This is a genomic window from Oligella sp. HMSC05A10 (assembly GCF_001808335.1).
In the GTDB taxonomy this organism is placed as follows: Bacteria; Pseudomonadota; Gammaproteobacteria; order Burkholderiales; family Burkholderiaceae_B; genus Oligella; species Oligella urethralis.
The window spans coordinates 15,697-32,198 of sequence record NZ_KV792871.1 but is presented as its reverse complement, the minus strand read 5'-3'; the positions used below and the strand labels follow the sequence as shown (position 1 = coordinate 32,198).

The 16,502-nt window shown below is 46.8% G+C and carries 17 protein-coding genes; 11 read left to right on the top strand and 6 right to left on the bottom strand.

The window, feature by feature from the left end; all coding sequences use genetic code 11:
- Window positions 1–199 precede the first annotated feature (199 nt).
- Window positions 200–1,708: an AMP nucleosidase gene (locus HMPREF3144_RS03100; RefSeq protein ID WP_036559528.1), complete on the bottom strand. Its 1,509-nt coding sequence runs from the start codon at window positions 1,706–1,708 to the stop codon at window positions 200–202.
- Between the two features lie 93 nt (window positions 1,709–1,801).
- Between HMPREF3144_RS03100 and HMPREF3144_RS03095 the strand changes: the two genes are divergently transcribed.
- Window positions 1,802–2,665 carry a mechanosensitive ion channel family protein gene (locus HMPREF3144_RS03095; protein WP_070476342.1) on the top strand — a complete coding sequence of 288 codons (864 nt, stop codon included), beginning with the start codon at window positions 1,802–1,804 and terminating at the stop codon, window positions 2,663–2,665.
- A 115-nt stretch (window positions 2,666–2,780) separates the two neighbouring features.
- Here HMPREF3144_RS03095 and HMPREF3144_RS03090 read toward each other — a convergent pair whose 3' ends face one another.
- Entirely contained in the window at window positions 2,781–3,545 is a 765-nt protein-coding gene (locus HMPREF3144_RS03090) for an RNA methyltransferase (RefSeq protein WP_070476340.1), read from the bottom strand.
- 140 nt (window positions 3,546–3,685) lie between these two features.
- Between HMPREF3144_RS03090 and HMPREF3144_RS03085 the strand changes: the two genes are divergently transcribed.
- Together HMPREF3144_RS03085 and HMPREF3144_RS03080 are read left to right on the top strand one after the other, a co-directional pair.
- Complete coding sequence (locus HMPREF3144_RS03085; RefSeq protein ID WP_018026247.1) at window positions 3,686–4,456, top strand: inositol monophosphatase family protein; 771 nt, start codon at window positions 3,686–3,688, stop codon at window positions 4,454–4,456.
- Between the two features lie 87 nt (window positions 4,457–4,543).
- A complete protein-coding gene (locus HMPREF3144_RS03080; protein ID WP_048767177.1) occupies window positions 4,544–5,395 on the top strand; it encodes an undecaprenyl-diphosphate phosphatase in 852 nt (283 codons plus the stop codon).
- Window positions 5,396–5,402: 7 nt separating this feature from the next.
- Here HMPREF3144_RS03080 and HMPREF3144_RS03075 read toward each other — a convergent pair whose 3' ends face one another.
- From HMPREF3144_RS03075 to HMPREF3144_RS03065, 3 genes are all read right to left on the bottom strand, one after another.
- Window positions 5,403–6,173, bottom strand: a complete 771-nt coding sequence (locus HMPREF3144_RS03075) for a UDP-2,3-diacylglucosamine diphosphatase (protein ID WP_070476386.1) — start codon at window positions 6,171–6,173, stop codon at window positions 5,403–5,405.
- Window positions 6,166–6,672: a peptidylprolyl isomerase gene (locus tag HMPREF3144_RS03070; protein WP_048767215.1), complete on the bottom strand. Its 507-nt coding sequence runs from the start codon at window positions 6,670–6,672 to the stop codon at window positions 6,166–6,168. The genes HMPREF3144_RS03075 and HMPREF3144_RS03070 overlap by 8 nt, the downstream gene beginning before the upstream one ends.
- 107 nt (window positions 6,673–6,779) lie before the next feature.
- The gene (locus tag HMPREF3144_RS03065) at window positions 6,780–7,691 is read right to left on the bottom strand and encodes a tetratricopeptide repeat protein (RefSeq protein WP_070476339.1); all 912 of its coding nucleotides are present in this window, start codon (window positions 7,689–7,691) and stop codon (window positions 6,780–6,782) included.
- Window positions 7,692–7,779: 88 nt separating this feature from the next.
- Here HMPREF3144_RS03065 and cysS point away from each other — a divergent pair, with 88 nt between their 5' ends.
- The 4 genes from cysS (at window position 7,780) to tilS (ending at window position 11,954) form a co-directional block, all read left to right on the top strand.
- Window positions 7,780–9,243, top strand: coding sequence for a cysteine--tRNA ligase (cysS, locus tag HMPREF3144_RS03060; protein WP_070476337.1), 1,464 nt, complete (start codon window positions 7,780–7,782; stop codon window positions 9,241–9,243).
- Window position 9,244: 1 nt separating this feature from the next.
- Window positions 9,245–9,880, top strand: a complete 636-nt coding sequence (locus HMPREF3144_RS03055; protein WP_070476334.1) for a DNA-3-methyladenine glycosylase family protein — start codon at window positions 9,245–9,247, stop codon at window positions 9,878–9,880.
- A 45-nt stretch (window positions 9,881–9,925) separates the two neighbouring features.
- Entirely contained in the window at window positions 9,926–10,888 is a 963-nt protein-coding gene (locus HMPREF3144_RS03050; protein WP_070476333.1) for an acetyl-CoA carboxylase carboxyltransferase subunit alpha, read from the top strand.
- A 67-nt stretch (window positions 10,889–10,955) separates the two neighbouring features.
- Window positions 10,956–11,954: a tRNA lysidine(34) synthetase TilS gene (tilS, locus tag HMPREF3144_RS03045; protein ID WP_065420976.1), complete on the top strand. Its 999-nt coding sequence runs from the start codon at window positions 10,956–10,958 to the stop codon at window positions 11,952–11,954.
- Here the strand turns inward: tilS and HMPREF3144_RS03040 are convergent.
- Complete coding sequence (locus HMPREF3144_RS03040; protein WP_070476331.1) at window positions 11,940–12,986, bottom strand: YeiH family protein; 1,047 nt, start codon at window positions 12,984–12,986, stop codon at window positions 11,940–11,942. The two genes, tilS and HMPREF3144_RS03040, sit on opposite strands and share 15 nt — an antisense overlap.
- A gap of 158 nt (window positions 12,987–13,144) precedes the next feature.
- Here HMPREF3144_RS03040 and HMPREF3144_RS03035 point away from each other — a divergent pair, with 158 nt between their 5' ends.
- The 4 genes from HMPREF3144_RS03035 (at window position 13,145) to HMPREF3144_RS03020 (ending at window position 16,497) form a co-directional block, all read left to right on the top strand.
- Window positions 13,145–14,047: a LysR substrate-binding domain-containing protein gene (locus HMPREF3144_RS03035; RefSeq protein ID WP_070476328.1), complete on the top strand. Its 903-nt coding sequence runs from the start codon at window positions 13,145–13,147 to the stop codon at window positions 14,045–14,047.
- Between the two features lie 72 nt (window positions 14,048–14,119).
- Window positions 14,120–14,977: an MBL fold metallo-hydrolase gene (locus tag HMPREF3144_RS03030; protein ID WP_070476326.1), complete on the top strand. Its 858-nt coding sequence runs from the start codon at window positions 14,120–14,122 to the stop codon at window positions 14,975–14,977.
- Window positions 14,978–15,211: 234 nt separating this feature from the next.
- Complete coding sequence (rplS, locus tag HMPREF3144_RS03025) at window positions 15,212–15,589, top strand: 50S ribosomal protein L19 (protein ID WP_036559556.1); 378 nt, start codon at window positions 15,212–15,214, stop codon at window positions 15,587–15,589.
- Window positions 15,590–15,789: 200 nt separating this feature from the next.
- On the top strand, window positions 15,790–16,497 hold the full coding sequence (locus HMPREF3144_RS03020) for an NUDIX hydrolase (RefSeq protein WP_018026234.1): 708 nt from the start codon (window positions 15,790–15,792) through the stop codon (window positions 16,495–16,497).
- Window positions 16,498–16,502 lie beyond the last annotated feature (5 nt).

The following is a 16,502-nucleotide window of genomic DNA, read 5'->3' as shown; positions in this document are numbered from 1 at the left end:
AGTCTTAGGCTTTGCAACCAAGCCTGGTTGAGGATAGTATGACTGGCGCATAAAAATCCTAAGCGCCTGCAAGCGAAAATTAAGGGGCAGATTTAAGCTTAAACTATTATAGATCGTGCTATTAAAGCCGGACGCGATGGCGTCCGGCATCATGTCAGTGCTTCCGTGGTGCGTGTGATGTCAGCACCGAGAGCAAGGCTTAGTGAAAGGCGGTCTCAATAAAGCTTCTCAGCTTGCGCGAGTGGATACGTTCTTTGGGCATCTTTCTGAGTATTTCCAAGGCGCGTATACCAATTTGCAGATGCTGCGCAACTTGAATCCGATAGAACTCCGTCGCCATGCCAGGCAGCTTTAATTCACCATACAATGGCTTATCGGACACGCATAATAAGGTGCCATAAGGCACTCTGAAACGAAAGCCATTCGCTGCGATGGTTGCTGACTCCATATCTAGGGCGATGGCACGGGATTGAGACAGGCGCTGCACCGGTCCCTCCTGATAACGCAGCTCCCAGTTTCTATTATCAATGCTGGCCACGGTACCTGTACGCATAATGCGTTTTAACTCATAGTCTTTTAAGCCAGAAATTTCGGCAACCGCTTCCTCCAAGGCTACTTGAATCTCTGCCAGGGCGGGTATGGGCACAAAGAGGGGTAGATCCTCATCCAGCACATGGTCTTCACGCACATAGGCATGCGCTAACACATAATCGCCTAGCTGTTGGCTACTGCGAAGTCCAGCGCAATGTCCCACCATCAACCAAGCGGTAGGACGTAATACGGCAATATGGTCGGTGATGGTCTTGGCATTGGAAGGACCAACACCAATATTGACCAGTGTGATGCCACTGCCGTCGGCTCGTTTTAAATGATAAGCAGGCATTTGCGGTTTTTTGACACCGGCGGTCGCCGCTTTGATTTGCTCTGCACTCAGGAGCTTATCGACCAGAATATCCCCCGGTAACACCAGTTCGGTATAGCTTGAGTCATCTGATTGCACTTGTTCCCTGGCATAATGACAAAACTCTTCAACATAAAACTGATAATTGGTAAATAAAATAAACTGCTGAAAGTGCGCCGGTTTTGTGCCGGTGTAGTGCTGTAAACGCTGTAATGAATAATCCACCCGGACCGCAGTAAAGGGGGCGAGTGGCATGGCTTTGCCAGGTGTTAAGGGATAGGTGCCATTGACAATGGCATCATCAATTTGGGCCAGATTTGGCACATCAAAGTGATTCAGCATTTTCGCACCCACAGCATCGGTCAAAATAGCTGGACGCTCTTCAGCGAGGGCTTCATTTTGATTAAAACAAAAATGCAAGGGGATAGGGGTTTGGGATTCACCGATTTCTACACTGCATTGGTGATTTTTAATTAAGAGTGTAATTTGCTCAATTAAATACTGCTTAAATAAATCCGGTCGTGTTACGGTCGTCTCATACACCCCAGGACCCTCCACAAAGCCGTAGGAGAGGCGCGAGTCTACATCGTGGTGATGAGTGATCTGTAAACGAACGGCAGGATAAAAGGCACGAATGGCCTGATTTTCCGGTAAGTTTTGATTGGCGTATTGATGAAAGTGTTGACGTATAAAATTGCAGTTTCTTTCATAAATAAAGTGTAATTGCTCCCACGCTTTTGCGGCATCATCAAATGCTTGAAAAGGGATTCTCTGGGGGCTGATTATATTTCTGACCTGATTAAACATTGCTACAACCTGTTTCAATATGATTTGCTTTTATTGCTCATCTAAGTATAAAGTCTCAATGTGACAATTAATACTATTTTATTAGGAGTTCTGATGTTCGAAACCATTAGTCCATATATCCCGCTACTGGAAAAGTTTGTGATCGACTTTGTCAGTGCCATTGTGATTTTAATACTAGGGTGGGCTATTTCTAATTTGGTGTGTCGAGCCATTCGTCGCCTTGGCCATACCAAGCGTAAGGTGGATACCACCGCATTGCCGATGATTAGTTCCTTTGTGCAATGGATTATTCGTATTTTGACCATTGTGGTCGTCCTGTCCCAGTTCGGTGTGCAGACCGCCAGTTTAATTGCTGCTTTAGGTGCGGCCGGTGTGGCCATTGGTTTGGCTTTGCAAGGCACGCTACAGAATATTGCGGCGGGCATTATGTTGTTAAGCTTACGTCCCTTAGCGCAAGGGGAGTATGTGAGCATTGGTGGTAATTATGAAGGTACGGTTGAGGAAATCGGCTTGTTCTTAACCAGTATCAAGCAGGCTAATGGTATTTTGCTTACCATACCGAATAGTACGGTGTGGAATAGCACCATTATTAATTTTAGTCGTAATGCCAATCGTCGTATTGATTTACCCGTTGCGCTGCATTACGGTGAAGATACAGAGGAAGCCATTGCCTTGCTGAAGCGATTACTAGAGCGCAATGAGCAAGTGATTAAGGATTTACCTTATTCTGTGTATGTGAATGAGTATCGTGAAAATAGCTTGGTGCTTAATTTACGTGCATGGGTACCGGCTGCTGTGTATTTTGATGAGTTGCCGAAAATCATGTTGGGTGTCCGCAAAACGCTTGAGGCTGCGGGCTTTGATTTACCCTTTACCCGGGTTGAGCATATTTCGGTGGCGCATGCGAAGCAAGACCTTGAAAATGCCTTGGCGGATGAGTCGGAGCAGACAGGATAGGCAGTGATGTCGTTGAGTTCGGGGAGCGCCTTAGCCTTAGTTTAAGGCGCTTTATTTTTATATATGGCAGCTACCTTAGGACAAAGGTCATGCTTCAGTTCTGTGAGGGCATGGCTTAAGCTGAATTGGCGTGTTTGAGGATTTGTGTGCAAACGCCGCGCAACATATCGCATTCATTTTGCGTAAGGCGGCTGCGCATTAACCAATAACGCATTTTTAACATGGTTTGTTTAGGGCGCTCGGGGTCAATAAATTCAATGGCCTCCAGCGCCTCTTGCCAATGGGCCATCAGTGCCTCCACCTTTTCTTGCGGTGCTAGGGGATCCTGAGCGGGTGCAGGGAAGTGCGCAGCGCTATTTGGTTCAGCATGGATGGCGCTAGCCTCATCGCTATTTTTTGCCTCAAGCAAGGCATAGCGTAGCTCCCAGGCGGTGAGTTGCATAGCTTGGGCGATGTTTAAGGAACTGTAGTTGGGGTTGGCCGGGATATAGCAAATATAGTGACAATGACTGATTTGCTCATTACTTAAACCGCTACGCTCAGTACCAAACACCATGGCCACGTGGTGCGCTGAATCCGCCGCTAAGTGATTTTTGGCTAATTGTGCCGCAGCGCGTAGATGCAGACAATTGGGCCCTATATCGCGGGGGCGGGCGGTCAGTGCGAAGCTGAGTGTGGTGCCTTGTAAGGCCTCCTCAAAGCTAGCGAACTCAAGGCTATTAGCAAGCACATCTTGGGCGCCGCTGGCAAATGCTATGGCTTCTTCATGTTGCATCATCTGCTCAAAGCGCGGTTTTACTAAGCGCAATCGCTCAAAACCCATGGTTTTCATGGCGCGTGCGGCAGCACCGACATTACCCGGGTGGCTGGGATTGGTCATTATAAAATGTGTTCTTGCGAGTGAATTGATGCTCATGCTGTTTATCTTCTAACTATTACTAGGAAAAGTCTAGCTTAGGTAGCTCAAAATTGTGTTGTCATTTAAAATAGTGATTTTACTAAACTTGTTCTGTAATAATCATGCACCCAATGCTTAATACTGCCATTAAGGCAGCCCGTCGCGCCGGCAATATCATTAACCGTGCCAGTTTACATCTAGATAAAATCTCCATCTCCACCAAGGGTCCAGGCGATTATGTCACTGATATTGATCGTCATGCTGAGGAAGCTATTATTCAGATTTTGAGTGAGGCATATCCTGATCACGCCTTTGTGGCCGAGGAGTCGGGTATTACCGGGGACTCTGAGTATCGTTGGATTATCGATCCCTTAGACGGTACTAAGAATTTTATTCATGGTTTTCCTAATTATGCCGTTTCCATCGCCTTAGCCGTACGTGGTCAGATTGAACAGGCAGTGATTTACGATCCTAATCGCAATGAGCTCTTTACGGCGAGTCGTGGGGGCGGGGCCTTTTTAAATGATCGCCGTATTCGTGTCAGTCCTTGTCCTAGCTTGGATGTGGCGATTATTAGCGTGGCTAGTAAGTTTAGTGCTGAGCATGCTGATACGCAGTTTATTAATGAATTAATTAGTCGCAGCAATGGCTTCCGTCGTTTAGGTAGTACGGTGCTAGAGTTGGCTTATTTAGCTTGTGGTCGTTTAGATGCCTACTGCGGTCTTAAGCAAAATGCCTGGGATACTGCGGCCGGTAGTTTGTTGGTGTTGGAGGCCGGTGGTCTAATTGGTGATTGGCAAGGGGAGCAGAATTGGATGCGTACGGGTAATGTACTCGCCGCTAGCCCCAAGATCTTCGCTCAATTAGTGCAGACCTTAAATGCAGCGAAGTAGTATCGCAAATATTTTCACGCATGAGGCTAAGTAAGCACGATAGGGACTTAGCCTTTCAATGTAGCTTAGCGCTAATTCTATAAGTCATTGAGTATGAATATTATTTATCTTTTAAAAGCCGCATTTATCGGTATGATTGAGGGCTTAAGCGAGTTTTTACCGATTTCCAGCACAGCGCATTTAATTATTTGGGGTGACTGGATTAATTTTGACTCCGGTGAGGTCAAAGTCTACGAAATCGTGATTCAGTTTGGCTCTATTCTTGCTGTTATCTGGATTTATCGTCATTATCTGCTGGAGTTGTTGGGCGGTTTATTGCGGCGTGAACAAAAGTATGTATTGGTGACGCGTAATCTTATTTTGGCCTTTCTGCCGGCAGCGGTGATTGGTTTATTGATTATTGATCAAGTGGCTAAACTACTGGACGGCAAGTTTTTTGTTTATGTGTTTACCCTTATCGTCGGTGGTTTGATTATGCTGTGGGTGGAAAGTCGTCCGCATATGAGCAAGGCCAATCAACTGCTTGATGAGAATACACCGCTTGGTGCAGGGCTGGAAAAAATCACTTGGAAGCAGGCTTTGGTGGTGGGCTTTGCTCAATGTTTGGCGATGGTACCAGGTACCTCACGTTCTGGCGCTACCATTATTTCCGGTATGATTGCCGGTATTCCGCGTCGTACGGCGACCGAGTTTTCTTTCTTTTTGGCGATGCCGACCATGTTGGCGGCGACCGTGCTGAGCCTATATAAATACGGTGATCAGCTGAGTGATGAAAATATCTCAGCGATCGTGGTTGGTTTTATTTTTGCTTTTTTAAGTGCTTTGGTGTTAGTGCGAGCGATTCTACGCTTTGTTTCTAAATTCAGTTATAAACCATTTGCGATTTACCGTATTATTTTTGGTGCCGTGGTTGGTTTATGGGCGCTAGGTTATTTGTAAAGCAGGCTTAAGCGCTGATCAATTGCACACCGTCTTTAGTTAAGATGGCATAGCCCTGGCGGGGAGCTGCTTGATCTAGCTCCCAGTCAGGTAGCACCACACGCCAATAGCTTTTGCCATTTAGTGCTATGAGATGCTGCTGCGGCTTATGGGTGTGCCCATGAATCATGCCTTGAAGCCCTGGATATTGCTCAAACACACGCCTAACAGCAGCTTTTGTCACATCACCACGCTGGTGCTGGTAGTTAGGCGCAGCCTGCTTGCTTTGGCTTTTTTTACGTGCCTTATTGGCAATCGCTAGGCGCCATGTGAGCGGGAGTTTAAAAAATAGCTGTTGTAGCCAAGCTTGACGTGTCCATGCTCTAAAGAGCATAAAGCCCCTATCGTCGGTACATAGCTCATCGCCATGACTAAGATAAACCGCCAGATCATCAACATGTAAAATAATTTGATCGGCTAATAGTCTTGCCCCAAGCCGTTCGGCTAAGGCGTGACCAATCAGGAAATCACGATTGCCACGGATTAAATAGAGCGGCTTTTGAGCGGCAAAGCGCTGTAGCTGAGTGAGTGCCTCTGTTAACCATGGCTCTGGCTGGTGCATGGCAATATCATCGCCAATCCAGTAATTGAAAATATCCCCCACCAGAATCAAGCTGTCGGCGGCGCTTGCAGCCTCTGCTAAAAAGTGATAGAAAGCTTGATTAGTACGGGGGATAGTGGGCCCCAGATGAATATCTGAGGCCAAATAAACCGTGCCTGTGAGAGACAGTTTATTCAACAATTTCTGCGCTTTGGATAATTACGTCTTCACGTGGTACATCGCCGTGGAAACCGCGGGTACCGGTGGCTACCTTTTCAATCGCATCCACTACCTCAGTGCCTTCAACCACTTTACCGAAAACGGCATAGCCCCAACCTTGAACGCTAGGGGCGGTGAAGTTAAGGAAGTCGTTATTGTTGGTGTTAATAAAGAATTGCGCAGAAGCAGAATGCGGATCTTGAGTACGCGCCATGGCGATGGTGTACTTATCATTTTTTAAACCGTTATCCGCTTCATTGGTAATGGGCGCGTTTGTGTTTTTCTGATTCATACCTGGCTCAAAACCGCCACCTTGAATCATAAAGTTAGGAATCACGCGGTGGAAAATCACATTGCTGTAAAAACCGTTTTTCACATAGTCCAGAAAGTTTTGCGTGGTGATAGGCGCTTTAGCACCATCTAATTCCAAAACAATATCACCCATATTAGTTACTAATTTAACGCGTGTATTTGACATAGCACTTGAATCCTTTTGATTATTTGTTTGTGATAGCACCGTCGTTGCAGGTGCCATAGTGAATGTGGCCGCTAGTGTTAATGCGACTAAACGGCTTGATTTTAACATCATTTGCTTTGTCCTCTCTCAATGATTTGACGAATTGACTGTGCGGCCTCAGCAGCGCCGGCAACCCGTTGTTTGGCAGCGATCTCAAAGCTTTGTTGGGCTTTGAGTAAATGTACCATCGCCAAATTGCGTTGTGCCAAGCCATAGTTAGGTCGGAGTGTTGTTGCCATGCTGAGTGATTCATAGGCTTCATCCAATAAGCCCAAGCTCATTTGCAGTGCGGCTAAGTTATTATAAGGCTCAGGTAGCTCCGGGTATTTGCTGTTTAAGTCCTTATAGCGTGCCAGTGCTTGTTGGTATTGGCCCAAGCCACTATAGGCACGTGCTTCTAAAAAGCGTAACTGCACATCTTCACCTGGGCTTTCAATATAGCCAGTACTACTGAAGACCTTGTTGATTTCATCTAAGGCGGCTTGATAACGTCCTGTATTGATAAGGGCGTTAATGCGATTGCTTAATTGACTACGGCTCTCGGGCAGACTGGTGTCGACCTTGGGTTCTAGTTTTTGTAATAGATTAGCCAAGCCCTGCCAACCACCATCCGTAGCTGCATCGCTTTGTGCTGAGCTTGTCAGACCGCTAGCGCCAGTGCTGCCAGCAGGAACCGTCGCTGCTTGATTAAGCGTTTGGAACTCGATAGGGGTGGCCGAGATTTGTCCGTAGGGCGCATCATAGAGTGTTTGATCCAAGGGTTCAAGATTGAGACTATCCGCTATCTCTAAACTTAGCTCATCACTGACTGGCGCCGCACTGCCTTGGGGATAGGCTTGTATCAGCTGACCGCCTTCGTTCATCTGCAGTGGTACTTCAGGTAAATCAGTCAAAGGGATGTACTGCGCCGACACCGGTGCATAAAGGCCACTTAAAGCAAAGCTAAAAGCAATATATAAAGGAATCTTTCTCTTATTCATCGGGGCAATACTCAACAGAAAAGGTGCTAGATTGCTATACTTAACGATCTAAATTAATCCTCTATTGTAACTTTATTTCTCATAACCTATGTTGATATATAACTCTTTAACACGTCGCAAGGATGAATTAAAGCCTGTTGAAGCAAATAAAATCCGCATGTACGTCTGTGGTATGACGGTTTATGACTTTTGTCATTTAGGTCATGCGCGTATGTTGGTGAGTTTTGATGTGGTTCAGCGTTGGTTGCGTTGCCAGGGTTATGAGGTTACCTATGTACGCAATATCACGGATATCGACGATAAGATTATCCGTCGTGCGGTGGCGACACAGCAGCCTTTGCATCAGGTGACGAGTTTTTTCACTGAGGCGATGCATGCTGATGAGCGTGCCTTATCGGTGCAAGCACCGGATCATGAACCACGCGCGACGCGTCATGTACAGGGGATGGTGGAAATTATTCAAGCACTTGAAGAAAAGGGCTTGGCTTATCAGAGTGAAGACGGTGATGTCAATTATCGTGTTCGCAGTTTTCCCGAGTACGGCAAGCTTTCTGGACGCAGTCCGGATGAAATGCGTGCGGGTGAGCGTGTAGCTATTTCTGACGCCAAGGAGGATCCCTTGGACTTTGTGTTGTGGAAGGCCTCCAAAGCAGAGGATCCTGAGGATAGTAAGTGGGATTCGCCTTACGGTGTGGGTCGTCCAGGATGGCATATTGAGTGTTCGGCCATGAGTCGCGATTTGTTAGGGATGCCGCTGGATATTCATGGCGGTGGCCCAGATTTAAAATTTCCACACCACGAAAATGAAATAGCTCAATCCGAGGGAGCCTTTGGTGGTACCTTAGCAAATCACTGGATGCACTGTGGTCCCTTGATGGTGGATAATGACAAAATGTCTAAATCACTGGGTAATTTTATGACCATTCGTCAGGTGATCGGCACCGATAAGACGAATCCCGAGGTGGCGGACTATCCCTATCATGTGCGTGAAGCGGAGATGTTACGCTTTTTTATCGTACGTAATCACTACCGCAGTCAGCAAAATTTTGCCCCTGACAATCTAAATGACGCCCAACATGCACTGGATCGTTTTTATCAAGGCTTAAATAATCTCGGTTTTGAAGGGGTAGAGCCTGCGGTCGAAATTGATTGGGACAGCGATTACGCCAAAGCCTTTAAGGCGGCGATGAATGATGATTTTAATACGCCGGTGGCGATTGCGGTTCTATTCGAGATGTTAACTCAGGCAAACCGTGAGGGAGATCGTGCTTTAGCGGCACAGATGCGTGCATTAGGCGGCCTCTTAGGCATTTTACAGCAGGATCCGGTGGTCTATTTACGTTCTTACTCACGCTATACCCGTTTAGGTAGTGAGCAAAGTAGCGACAGTGCCTTAACTGAGGTTGAGGTTGAAGGCTTAATTCAGCAACGTAGTGAGGCCAAGGCGGCCCGAGATTTTGCCCTGGCCGATCAGATTCGGGACCAATTAAAGCAAGCCGGTATTGAGTTAGAGGATAAGCCCGGTGGTTTGACCCAGTGGCGCAGGATTTAGTATGGCTAGCAAAGGCACAAAACCGGCGTATTGGGATGAGGCGGTTGAGCATTTAAAAGCAAATGACCGTATTCTCAATAAAATTATTCAGCAATATGATGGTGAGTACTTTGCCGCCACAACGCAAGGTGCTTTTAGTACCTTGGTGCGCTCGCTGATTTCGGTGCAGTCTTCCGAGGCTCGTGCGAATCAGGTCTGGCGTAATCTAGTTCAATTGTGTGGTCAGCAACCTACCGTCCAGTGTATCTCTGCCCGCACGGTGGAGCAATTGTTAGCCATCGGTATTGCCAAGCGTAAGGCCGGTAATTTGATTGATCTTGCTGATCACTTTGAAGCTAGAACCGTTAATCCTAAAAAATGGTCTAAAATGTCGGATCAAGAAGTGATAAATGAGCTGTGTCAGATTCGCGGCATTGGGGCTTGGACGGCGCAGATGTTTTTAATATTTAATTTACATCGGCCTAATATTTTACCTTTGGAGGATGCCAGACTACTTAAGGCGGTCTCCAAGCATTATTTTAGTGGTGAGCCGGTCTCGCGTTTTGAAGTGCGTGAGCTGGCTGATAATTGGCAGCCTTGGCAGACGGTAGCGACTTGGTATATGTGGCGTAGTATGCTTGACGACGCTGTGGCATAGCAACGATATTTCACTCAGTAGAATAAAAGGCTATAGAGCAAAAAGATGAAAAACACCTATTTGGAATTTGAAAAACCAATCGAAGAGTTGGAGCAGAAGATTGATCAATTACGCCATATGTCCGGCGACTCCGTGGTTGATATATCCGAGGAGATCACTAAGCTTCAGCAAAAGAGTGACGACTTAACTGAGTCCATCTATAAGAAGTTATCACCTTGGCAGACCGCATTGGTAGCGCGTCATCCACAGCGTCCTTATACCCTGGATTATATTGACGGTTTATTTACTGATTTTTATGAGTTGCATGGCGACCGTATGTATGCAGATGATCCTTCGATTGTCGGTGGCTTAGCTCGTTTTAATGGTGAGCCTTGTGTGGTGATCGGTCACCAAAAGGGTCGCGACACCAAGGAGCGGGCGCGCCGTAATTTTGGTATGCCTAGGCCCGAGGGTTATCGTAAGGCGTTGCGGTTTATGCGTTTGGCTGAAAAGTTCGACTTACCGATCTTTACCTTTATCGATACCCCGGGTGCTTACCCAGGTATTGGTGCAGAGGAACGTGGTCAGTCGGAGGCGATTGGGCAAAATCTTTACGCCATGGCTGAGTTAAAGGTGCCTTTAATTGCGACCATTATTGGTGAGGGCGGTTCTGGTGGCGCCTTGGCGATTGCGGTGGGTGATGTGGTGCAAATGTTGCAGTATGCGACCTATGCAGTGATATCGCCCGAGGGGTGCGCCTCTATTCTATGGCGTAGTGCCGACAAGGCGCCGGTGGCAGCCGAGGCCTTGGCTATTACGGCACCGAAATTAGAGCAATTAGGTCTTATTGATAAGGTGATTCCTGAGCCTGTCGGTGGCGCACATCGTGACCATCAGCTCATGTACCGTAACTTACGTCGCGCCTTAACTGAAGCGTTACGCTCATTACACGGCATGAGTGCTACTCAGTTAGTGAATCGTCGTCTTGAGCGTTTAATGGCTTATGGTAGCTTCGTTGAAAAAGCCTAAGCCGCTAAGCGAATATTACCATCCCTCCTTAATTCTTTTTTATGAAGCGAAATCGACGAGCGGCTTAATGAAGCCACTCGTCGATTTATTGCGCTCACTTCAATCGGCTAATCCCACCGCTACGCCAGCCCTCCGTATTGCCGTGGGCTTAAGCGGTGGCGCCGACTCCTCTATGCTGCTGGCGGCTATGATCCCTATGGTCCGCAAGTTTAATATTAGCTTGCATGTGCTTCATATTCATCATGGTTTGATGTCTGAGGCAGACGTTTGGGCGGAGCATTGCCAGGCCCTAGCGGCGTATTTGGGTGCTCACTGTGAGGTGCTGCGGGTGACGGTGGCACGGCATTCTGGTCTAGGTGAGGAGGCAGCCGCACGTCTCGCACGTTATCAAGCCTATAGTGACTATTGTCAAGCGCATCAGATTCAGCATTTTATTTTGGCGCATCATCTGAATGATCAAGCGGAAACCTTATTATTGCGTTTGTTGCGAGGCAGTGGGGTCAAGGGGATGGGAGGCATGCAGCATGAACATCGTTATGGCGGTGTGAGCTATCATCGGCCTTGGTTGCAACTAGAACGTCAAGTGATTATGGAAGCCGCGGCGCGATTTACGGCGCTCAGCGGCTTTGAGATGATTAAGGATCCGAGTAATCTAGATCTGCGTTATAAGCGAGGTGCCTTGCGACGCTTGCTGGTTCCGGGGCTGGAGCGGGCGTGGCCGCAATGGAAGCAGACGCTTAGTCGCCATGCCCGCCTGATGGCGGAGGCGCAGGCCTTGTTGGAAGAGGTGGCGGCGGCTGATTTAGAACAATTGGATTTAGGCCCTGGGGCAAGCGACTTTAGTTTGCTTGCGTGGCGTCAGCTTTCAGAGCGGAGGCAGGCGCATGTGTTGCGTTATTGGTTGAGCTTGCATGATATCCCCATGCCAACGGAAAGGCGCCTGCAAGATTGGCTACGTCAATTGAGAGAAGTGCATCAATTAGGCTTTGATCGCAGCCTCACGCTACAGCATCAATGCTATCGGATTGCGGTAGTGCGAGGCCGCGTGTGTTTAGGCAAAGAGTAGCTGTAAAGCCATGCCTGCCGTCATTAACCAGATAAAAACTATCAAGCCTAATGCAAAGGGGCGTGGTCCAGCGGCTCTGAGAGTGGCAAATTGCGTACCGAGCCCTAAACCAGCCATCGCCATCATCAGTAAGATATTGTCCACAAATAAAATATTGTTGAGCCAATCAGCGGGGATGGGGAGTACCGAATTCACACCAATCATGATTAAAAACCAAACTGCAAACCACGGTAGGGCTAATCGTTTAGGGGCATTGTCATCGCTTGTATTATCGTCTTTTTTACGATAAAAAATAAAGGAAATGGCAAATAAAAAGGGCGCTAACATAATCACACGCACCATTTTGGACAGAATGGCCGTATCTGCTACCTCAGGTCCTAAGACCTTGCCAATAGCGACCACCTGCGCAACTTCATGCACTGAGGAACCGACATAGACCCCAAAGGCCGACTCGCTAATATAGTGTGTAAAGAGTGGAAATAACATTGGATAAATAAAAATCGCCAGCGTACCGAAAAGAACGATGATTGTCACGGCTTGGCTGACGGCCGAGGTTTTCGCCCGAGCGACCGAGGCGGTGGCCATAATTGCCGCAGCACCGCATATGCTACAGCCTGCGCCACTTAAAATGCTGGTGTCTTTATCCATTTTTAGTACCTTGGTGCCGAGCCAGTAGGTTAGGACAAAGGTTGAAATGAGCATTACTGCGTCAATTAGAATGGCTTGTAGACCAAGTGCCCAGACCTTATTCACGGTTAAATTAAAACCATACAGAATAATCCCTAAGCGTAAGAGCTTACTTTTAGCAAAGGTCACGCCAGGATTAGCGGCATGACTCAGATATTTAAAAAAGGTATTGCCGACGATCATGCCCAGCAAGATGGAAAAAATCAATGGACTCAGACCATAGGCTTGACCTACGCCCAAACGGAACAAGACAGTAGAGGCAATCACAATGGCAGCGATTAAAAGTAAACCGGGCAGTAACGCTTTGCCATGACTGAAGAATGATGTACGTTGGGTTTGACTCATGGTAACAGAACCGATAAAAACAGCATGAAGATTAATACGGTTTTTATATTACAGATTTTTGTTTATAAATAAAAATCAGTAATATCTATATAATCTATCAATATAATTGATAGATTTGCTCATCACTCTTCACCTTAATCACGAGGAAGCATCCAGCCATGCGTATTAGCTTAAAGCAATTAGAAATATTTTTAGCGGTTTATCATCGTGGTAGTACGGTGGCAGCGGCGAAACAGGTGTTTTTATCCCAATCCGCTATCAGTATGGCTTTGGCTGAATTGGAAAAGCAGCTCGATACCACCTTATTTCAACGTGTGGCTAAGCGTCTTATTCCTACACAGCAAGCTCATTTGCTGAGTCCTTTAGCAAGCAATGCATTAAAGCAGGTGGAACAGATTGAGTATTTGTTTAATCTTAAAGTAGAGCGCCTAGTGATTGGGGCGAGTACCACCATCGCCAATTATCTGTTGCCGAGATTGATTCGTGATTTTCAACAACAGCATCCGAACATCGATATACGCTTAGCTATTTTTAATAGTAGTGATGTTTGCCAGGGCTTACTGAATTATGACTATGATGTGGGTTTTATTGAGGGGGAAAATCCATTTGTTGAACTGAAAGCGAGCAAATGGATGGATGATGAAATGGTCTTGTTTGCGGCTACACATAGTCGCTTTGTGCCAGCACATAAGACCTTGAAAAGTATTCGCGAGCTAGAAGCAATTCCCTTAATTTTACGTGAGATTGGTTCGGGTACACGTAGCTTTGTGCAAAGGCATTTATTGCAGTATTTAGAACGTTCAGCAGTGATTGAATTGGGTAATTCTGAAGCGATTAAGCAGGCGGTCATTAATGATCTAGGGGTGGGCTGTTTGTCACGCTTTGCCTTAGAGGATTTGTTGGCCTTAGGCAAAATCAAGATCCTGACAATAGAGCAAAGTGAGCCTTTAAGGCGCCCTTTATATTTATTGGAAAATAAACAAAGCACGCATTCTGAGGCCTATCAAACATTTGTGGATTTTGCGTTTAATTATCGCTTTGACGGCATGACATCAGTCTAGAGATCAGGTACGATATCCATATAACTTTAGAATATATGAATATGACCAAAAGTAATTAAGGAGATGTGAGTTATGCAGGTCAAAGAGTTTTTTCACGAAGATACTTTTACCTATAGTTATGTGGTCAGTGATCCGCACACAAAAAAAGCCGCCATTATTGATTCGGTACTAGACTATGATGCGGCCGCTGGGCGTACCTCGACGCAAGCGGCGGATGCGGTGATAGCTTATATTAAAGCGCAAGGGCTAGCGGTGGAGTGGCTATTAGAGACGCATATTCATGCCGATCATCTGTCGGCCGCACCTTATTTAAAGGAGCAGCTCGGAGGTTGTATTGCTATCGGCGAGTATATTACGACGGTGCAAGAGGTTTTTGGCGATTTATTTAATGTCGAAAAAGACTTTAGACGTGATGGGACTCAGTTTGACCATGTGTTTAAAGACGGTGATACCTTTAGTATTGGCGACTTGCAGGCGCGCGTTATGCATACTCCGGGCCATACCCCAGCCTGTCTTAGCTATGTGATTGAAAATGCTGTGTTTGTCGGGGATACATTATTTATGCCTGATTATGGCACAGCGCGTTGTGACTTCCCGGGAGGCGATGCAGCTACCTTATACCAATCGATTCAAAAGCTATTTGCCTTACCCGATGATACGGTAGTGTATCTTTGCCATGATTATAAGGCACCGGGGCGTGATTATTATGACTTTAAAACGACCATTCAGGCGCAGCGTCTGCAGAATATTCACGTCGGTGGCGGTGCGACTGAAGCGGACTTTGTCAAAATGCGCACGGCGCGTGATGCCACGTTGAGTATGCCCAAGTTGATTTTACCTTCGGTGCAACTCAATATGCGGGCAGGGGAGCTACCACCACCGGAGGATAATGGCACCTCCTACATTAAAATCCCGATTAATCAGCTTTAATTTGCCCTCACTGTAGTCCTTGGGTGAGAGGGAGTTGCTTTTATGAGCGAGGGAGGTTTTTAAGTGGGTTATCGATTGACAAGTAGCTGATTTTAAGGATAAAATGTTTGGCTTACTCATCCTCTGGCAATTAAGCTACCGCAGTGTGTAGCTTACATGTATGAGCTCGTAGTCGACCAAGAACAAGAGCCGCATGGAGCGTTTTCGTTGTGTATGATGATTTGGAGTCTATCAATGAACTTAATTCAAACTCTTGAACAGGAAGAGATTCAGCGCCTTACTGAGGGCAAGACCTTACCTGAATTTGGTCCTGGTGATACCGTTGTAGTAAATGTTAACGTGATCGAGGGTAATCGTAAGCGTACTCAGGCTTATGAGGGCGTAGTGATTGCTAAGCGTAATCGTGGCCTAAACTCTGCTTTTACCGTGCGTAAGATTTCCTCTGGTGAGGCGGTAGAGCGTACTTTCCAGTTGTACTCTCAGCAAATCGCTTCAATCGAAGTTAAGCGTCGTGGTGACGTGCGTCGCGCTAAGCTCTACTACTTACGTAATCGCTCTGGTAAAGCAGCTCGTATTAAAGAGAAGTTGGTTCGTAAAGCCGTTGCTAAGTAGTTTGTAGTCGCTCCGCTTCGTCGAACGATTTTCTTAAAAGCATGTCTAACGTTTATTCGTCAGCATGCTTTTTTTGCGTCTAGGGTTGTCTGCTATGGACAAATCGCTCGGACGCAGGGAGCACAGCTTGGCGCTGGTAGATTGCTAATCCCATAGCGTCCGATATAATATACACAATCGATTAAATAAAACGTGCTGTCATGACTCAGTCTTCTTCTCGTCCGCATTCCTCCGTGCCTGATTTTAATCCCCTGACACAGCCTTCGGTGTCGGCAGGTTTCGGTTTGCCAGTGATTGCTGAGGATGAATTACCGCAATTGATGCAACGCGCATTTTCTCCCGATTATGTCTGGCAGCAGGATGAGTTAGTGGCGCGTTGGAATTCGCAAAAATCGGTGATTAAAAGCAGCTTTATTGAGGCAGGTGTATTGATACCCATGATCAGTAAAGATGATGAGACACAGATCGTGTTGACAAAGCGCTCGTCCAAGTTACGTAATCATCGTGGTCAGATTTGCTTTCCCGGTGGGCGTTTTGATGCGAGCGATAGTAGCTTAGAGGATGCCGCCCTGCGTGAGACCGAAGAAGAGATTGGGGTGGAGCGCTCTAGCATCTCGGTGTTTGGCGAGATGCCGATATTTTATACCGGTACAGGTTTTGCGATGAGCGCTTATCTGGGGTGGTTAAGTGAGGTCTCGCGCTTTGTGATTGATGCGCGGGAAGTGGAGGAGGTTTTTTTGGTGCCACTGAGTTATTTAACTGATCCGAATAACTATCGTCTTTACACAGCAGAGCGTGACGGTATGGCTTTTAATTATTATGGGGTTAACTGGGCGCATCACTTTATCTGGGGTGCAACTGCTTCGATTCTACGTAACCTCTATCAACGTCTGCAGCAAGCGCGCTAGTTAGG

Bases quoted from the DNA above. Each gene is read 5' to 3' on its own strand.
- HMPREF3144_RS03100 (WP_036559528.1), bottom strand. From the start codon at position 1,708: ATGTTTAATCAGGTCAGAAATATAATCAGCCCCCAGAGAATCCCTTTT.
- HMPREF3144_RS03095 (WP_070476342.1), top strand. From the start codon at position 1,802: ATGTTCGAAACCATTAGTCCATATATCCCGCTACTGGAAAAGTTTGTG.
- HMPREF3144_RS03090 (WP_070476340.1), bottom strand. From the start codon at position 3,545: ATGACCAATCCCAGCCACCCGGGTAATGTCGGTGCTGCCGCACGCGCC.
- HMPREF3144_RS03085 (WP_018026247.1), top strand. From the start codon at position 3,686: ATGCACCCAATGCTTAATACTGCCATTAAGGCAGCCCGTCGCGCCGGC.
- HMPREF3144_RS03070 (WP_048767215.1), bottom strand. From the start codon at position 6,672: ATGTCAAATACACGCGTTAAATTAGTAACTAATATGGGTGATATTGTT.
- HMPREF3144_RS03065 (WP_070476339.1), bottom strand. From the start codon at position 7,691: ATGAATAAGAGAAAGATTCCTTTATATATTGCTTTTAGCTTTGCTTTA.
- cysS (WP_070476337.1), top strand. From the start codon at position 7,780: ATGTTGATATATAACTCTTTAACACGTCGCAAGGATGAATTAAAGCCT.
- HMPREF3144_RS03055 (WP_070476334.1), top strand. From the start codon at position 9,245: ATGGCTAGCAAAGGCACAAAACCGGCGTATTGGGATGAGGCGGTTGAG.
- HMPREF3144_RS03050 (WP_070476333.1), top strand. From the start codon at position 9,926: ATGAAAAACACCTATTTGGAATTTGAAAAACCAATCGAAGAGTTGGAG.
- tilS (WP_065420976.1), top strand. From the start codon at position 10,956: ATGAAGCCACTCGTCGATTTATTGCGCTCACTTCAATCGGCTAATCCC.
- HMPREF3144_RS03040 (WP_070476331.1), bottom strand. From the start codon at position 12,986: ATGAGTCAAACCCAACGTACATCATTCTTCAGTCATGGCAAAGCGTTA.
- HMPREF3144_RS03035 (WP_070476328.1), top strand. From the start codon at position 13,145: ATGCGTATTAGCTTAAAGCAATTAGAAATATTTTTAGCGGTTTATCAT.
- HMPREF3144_RS03030 (WP_070476326.1), top strand. From the start codon at position 14,120: ATGCAGGTCAAAGAGTTTTTTCACGAAGATACTTTTACCTATAGTTAT.
- rplS (WP_036559556.1), top strand. From the start codon at position 15,212: ATGAACTTAATTCAAACTCTTGAACAGGAAGAGATTCAGCGCCTTACT.
- HMPREF3144_RS03020 (WP_018026234.1), top strand. From the start codon at position 15,790: ATGACTCAGTCTTCTTCTCGTCCGCATTCCTCCGTGCCTGATTTTAAT.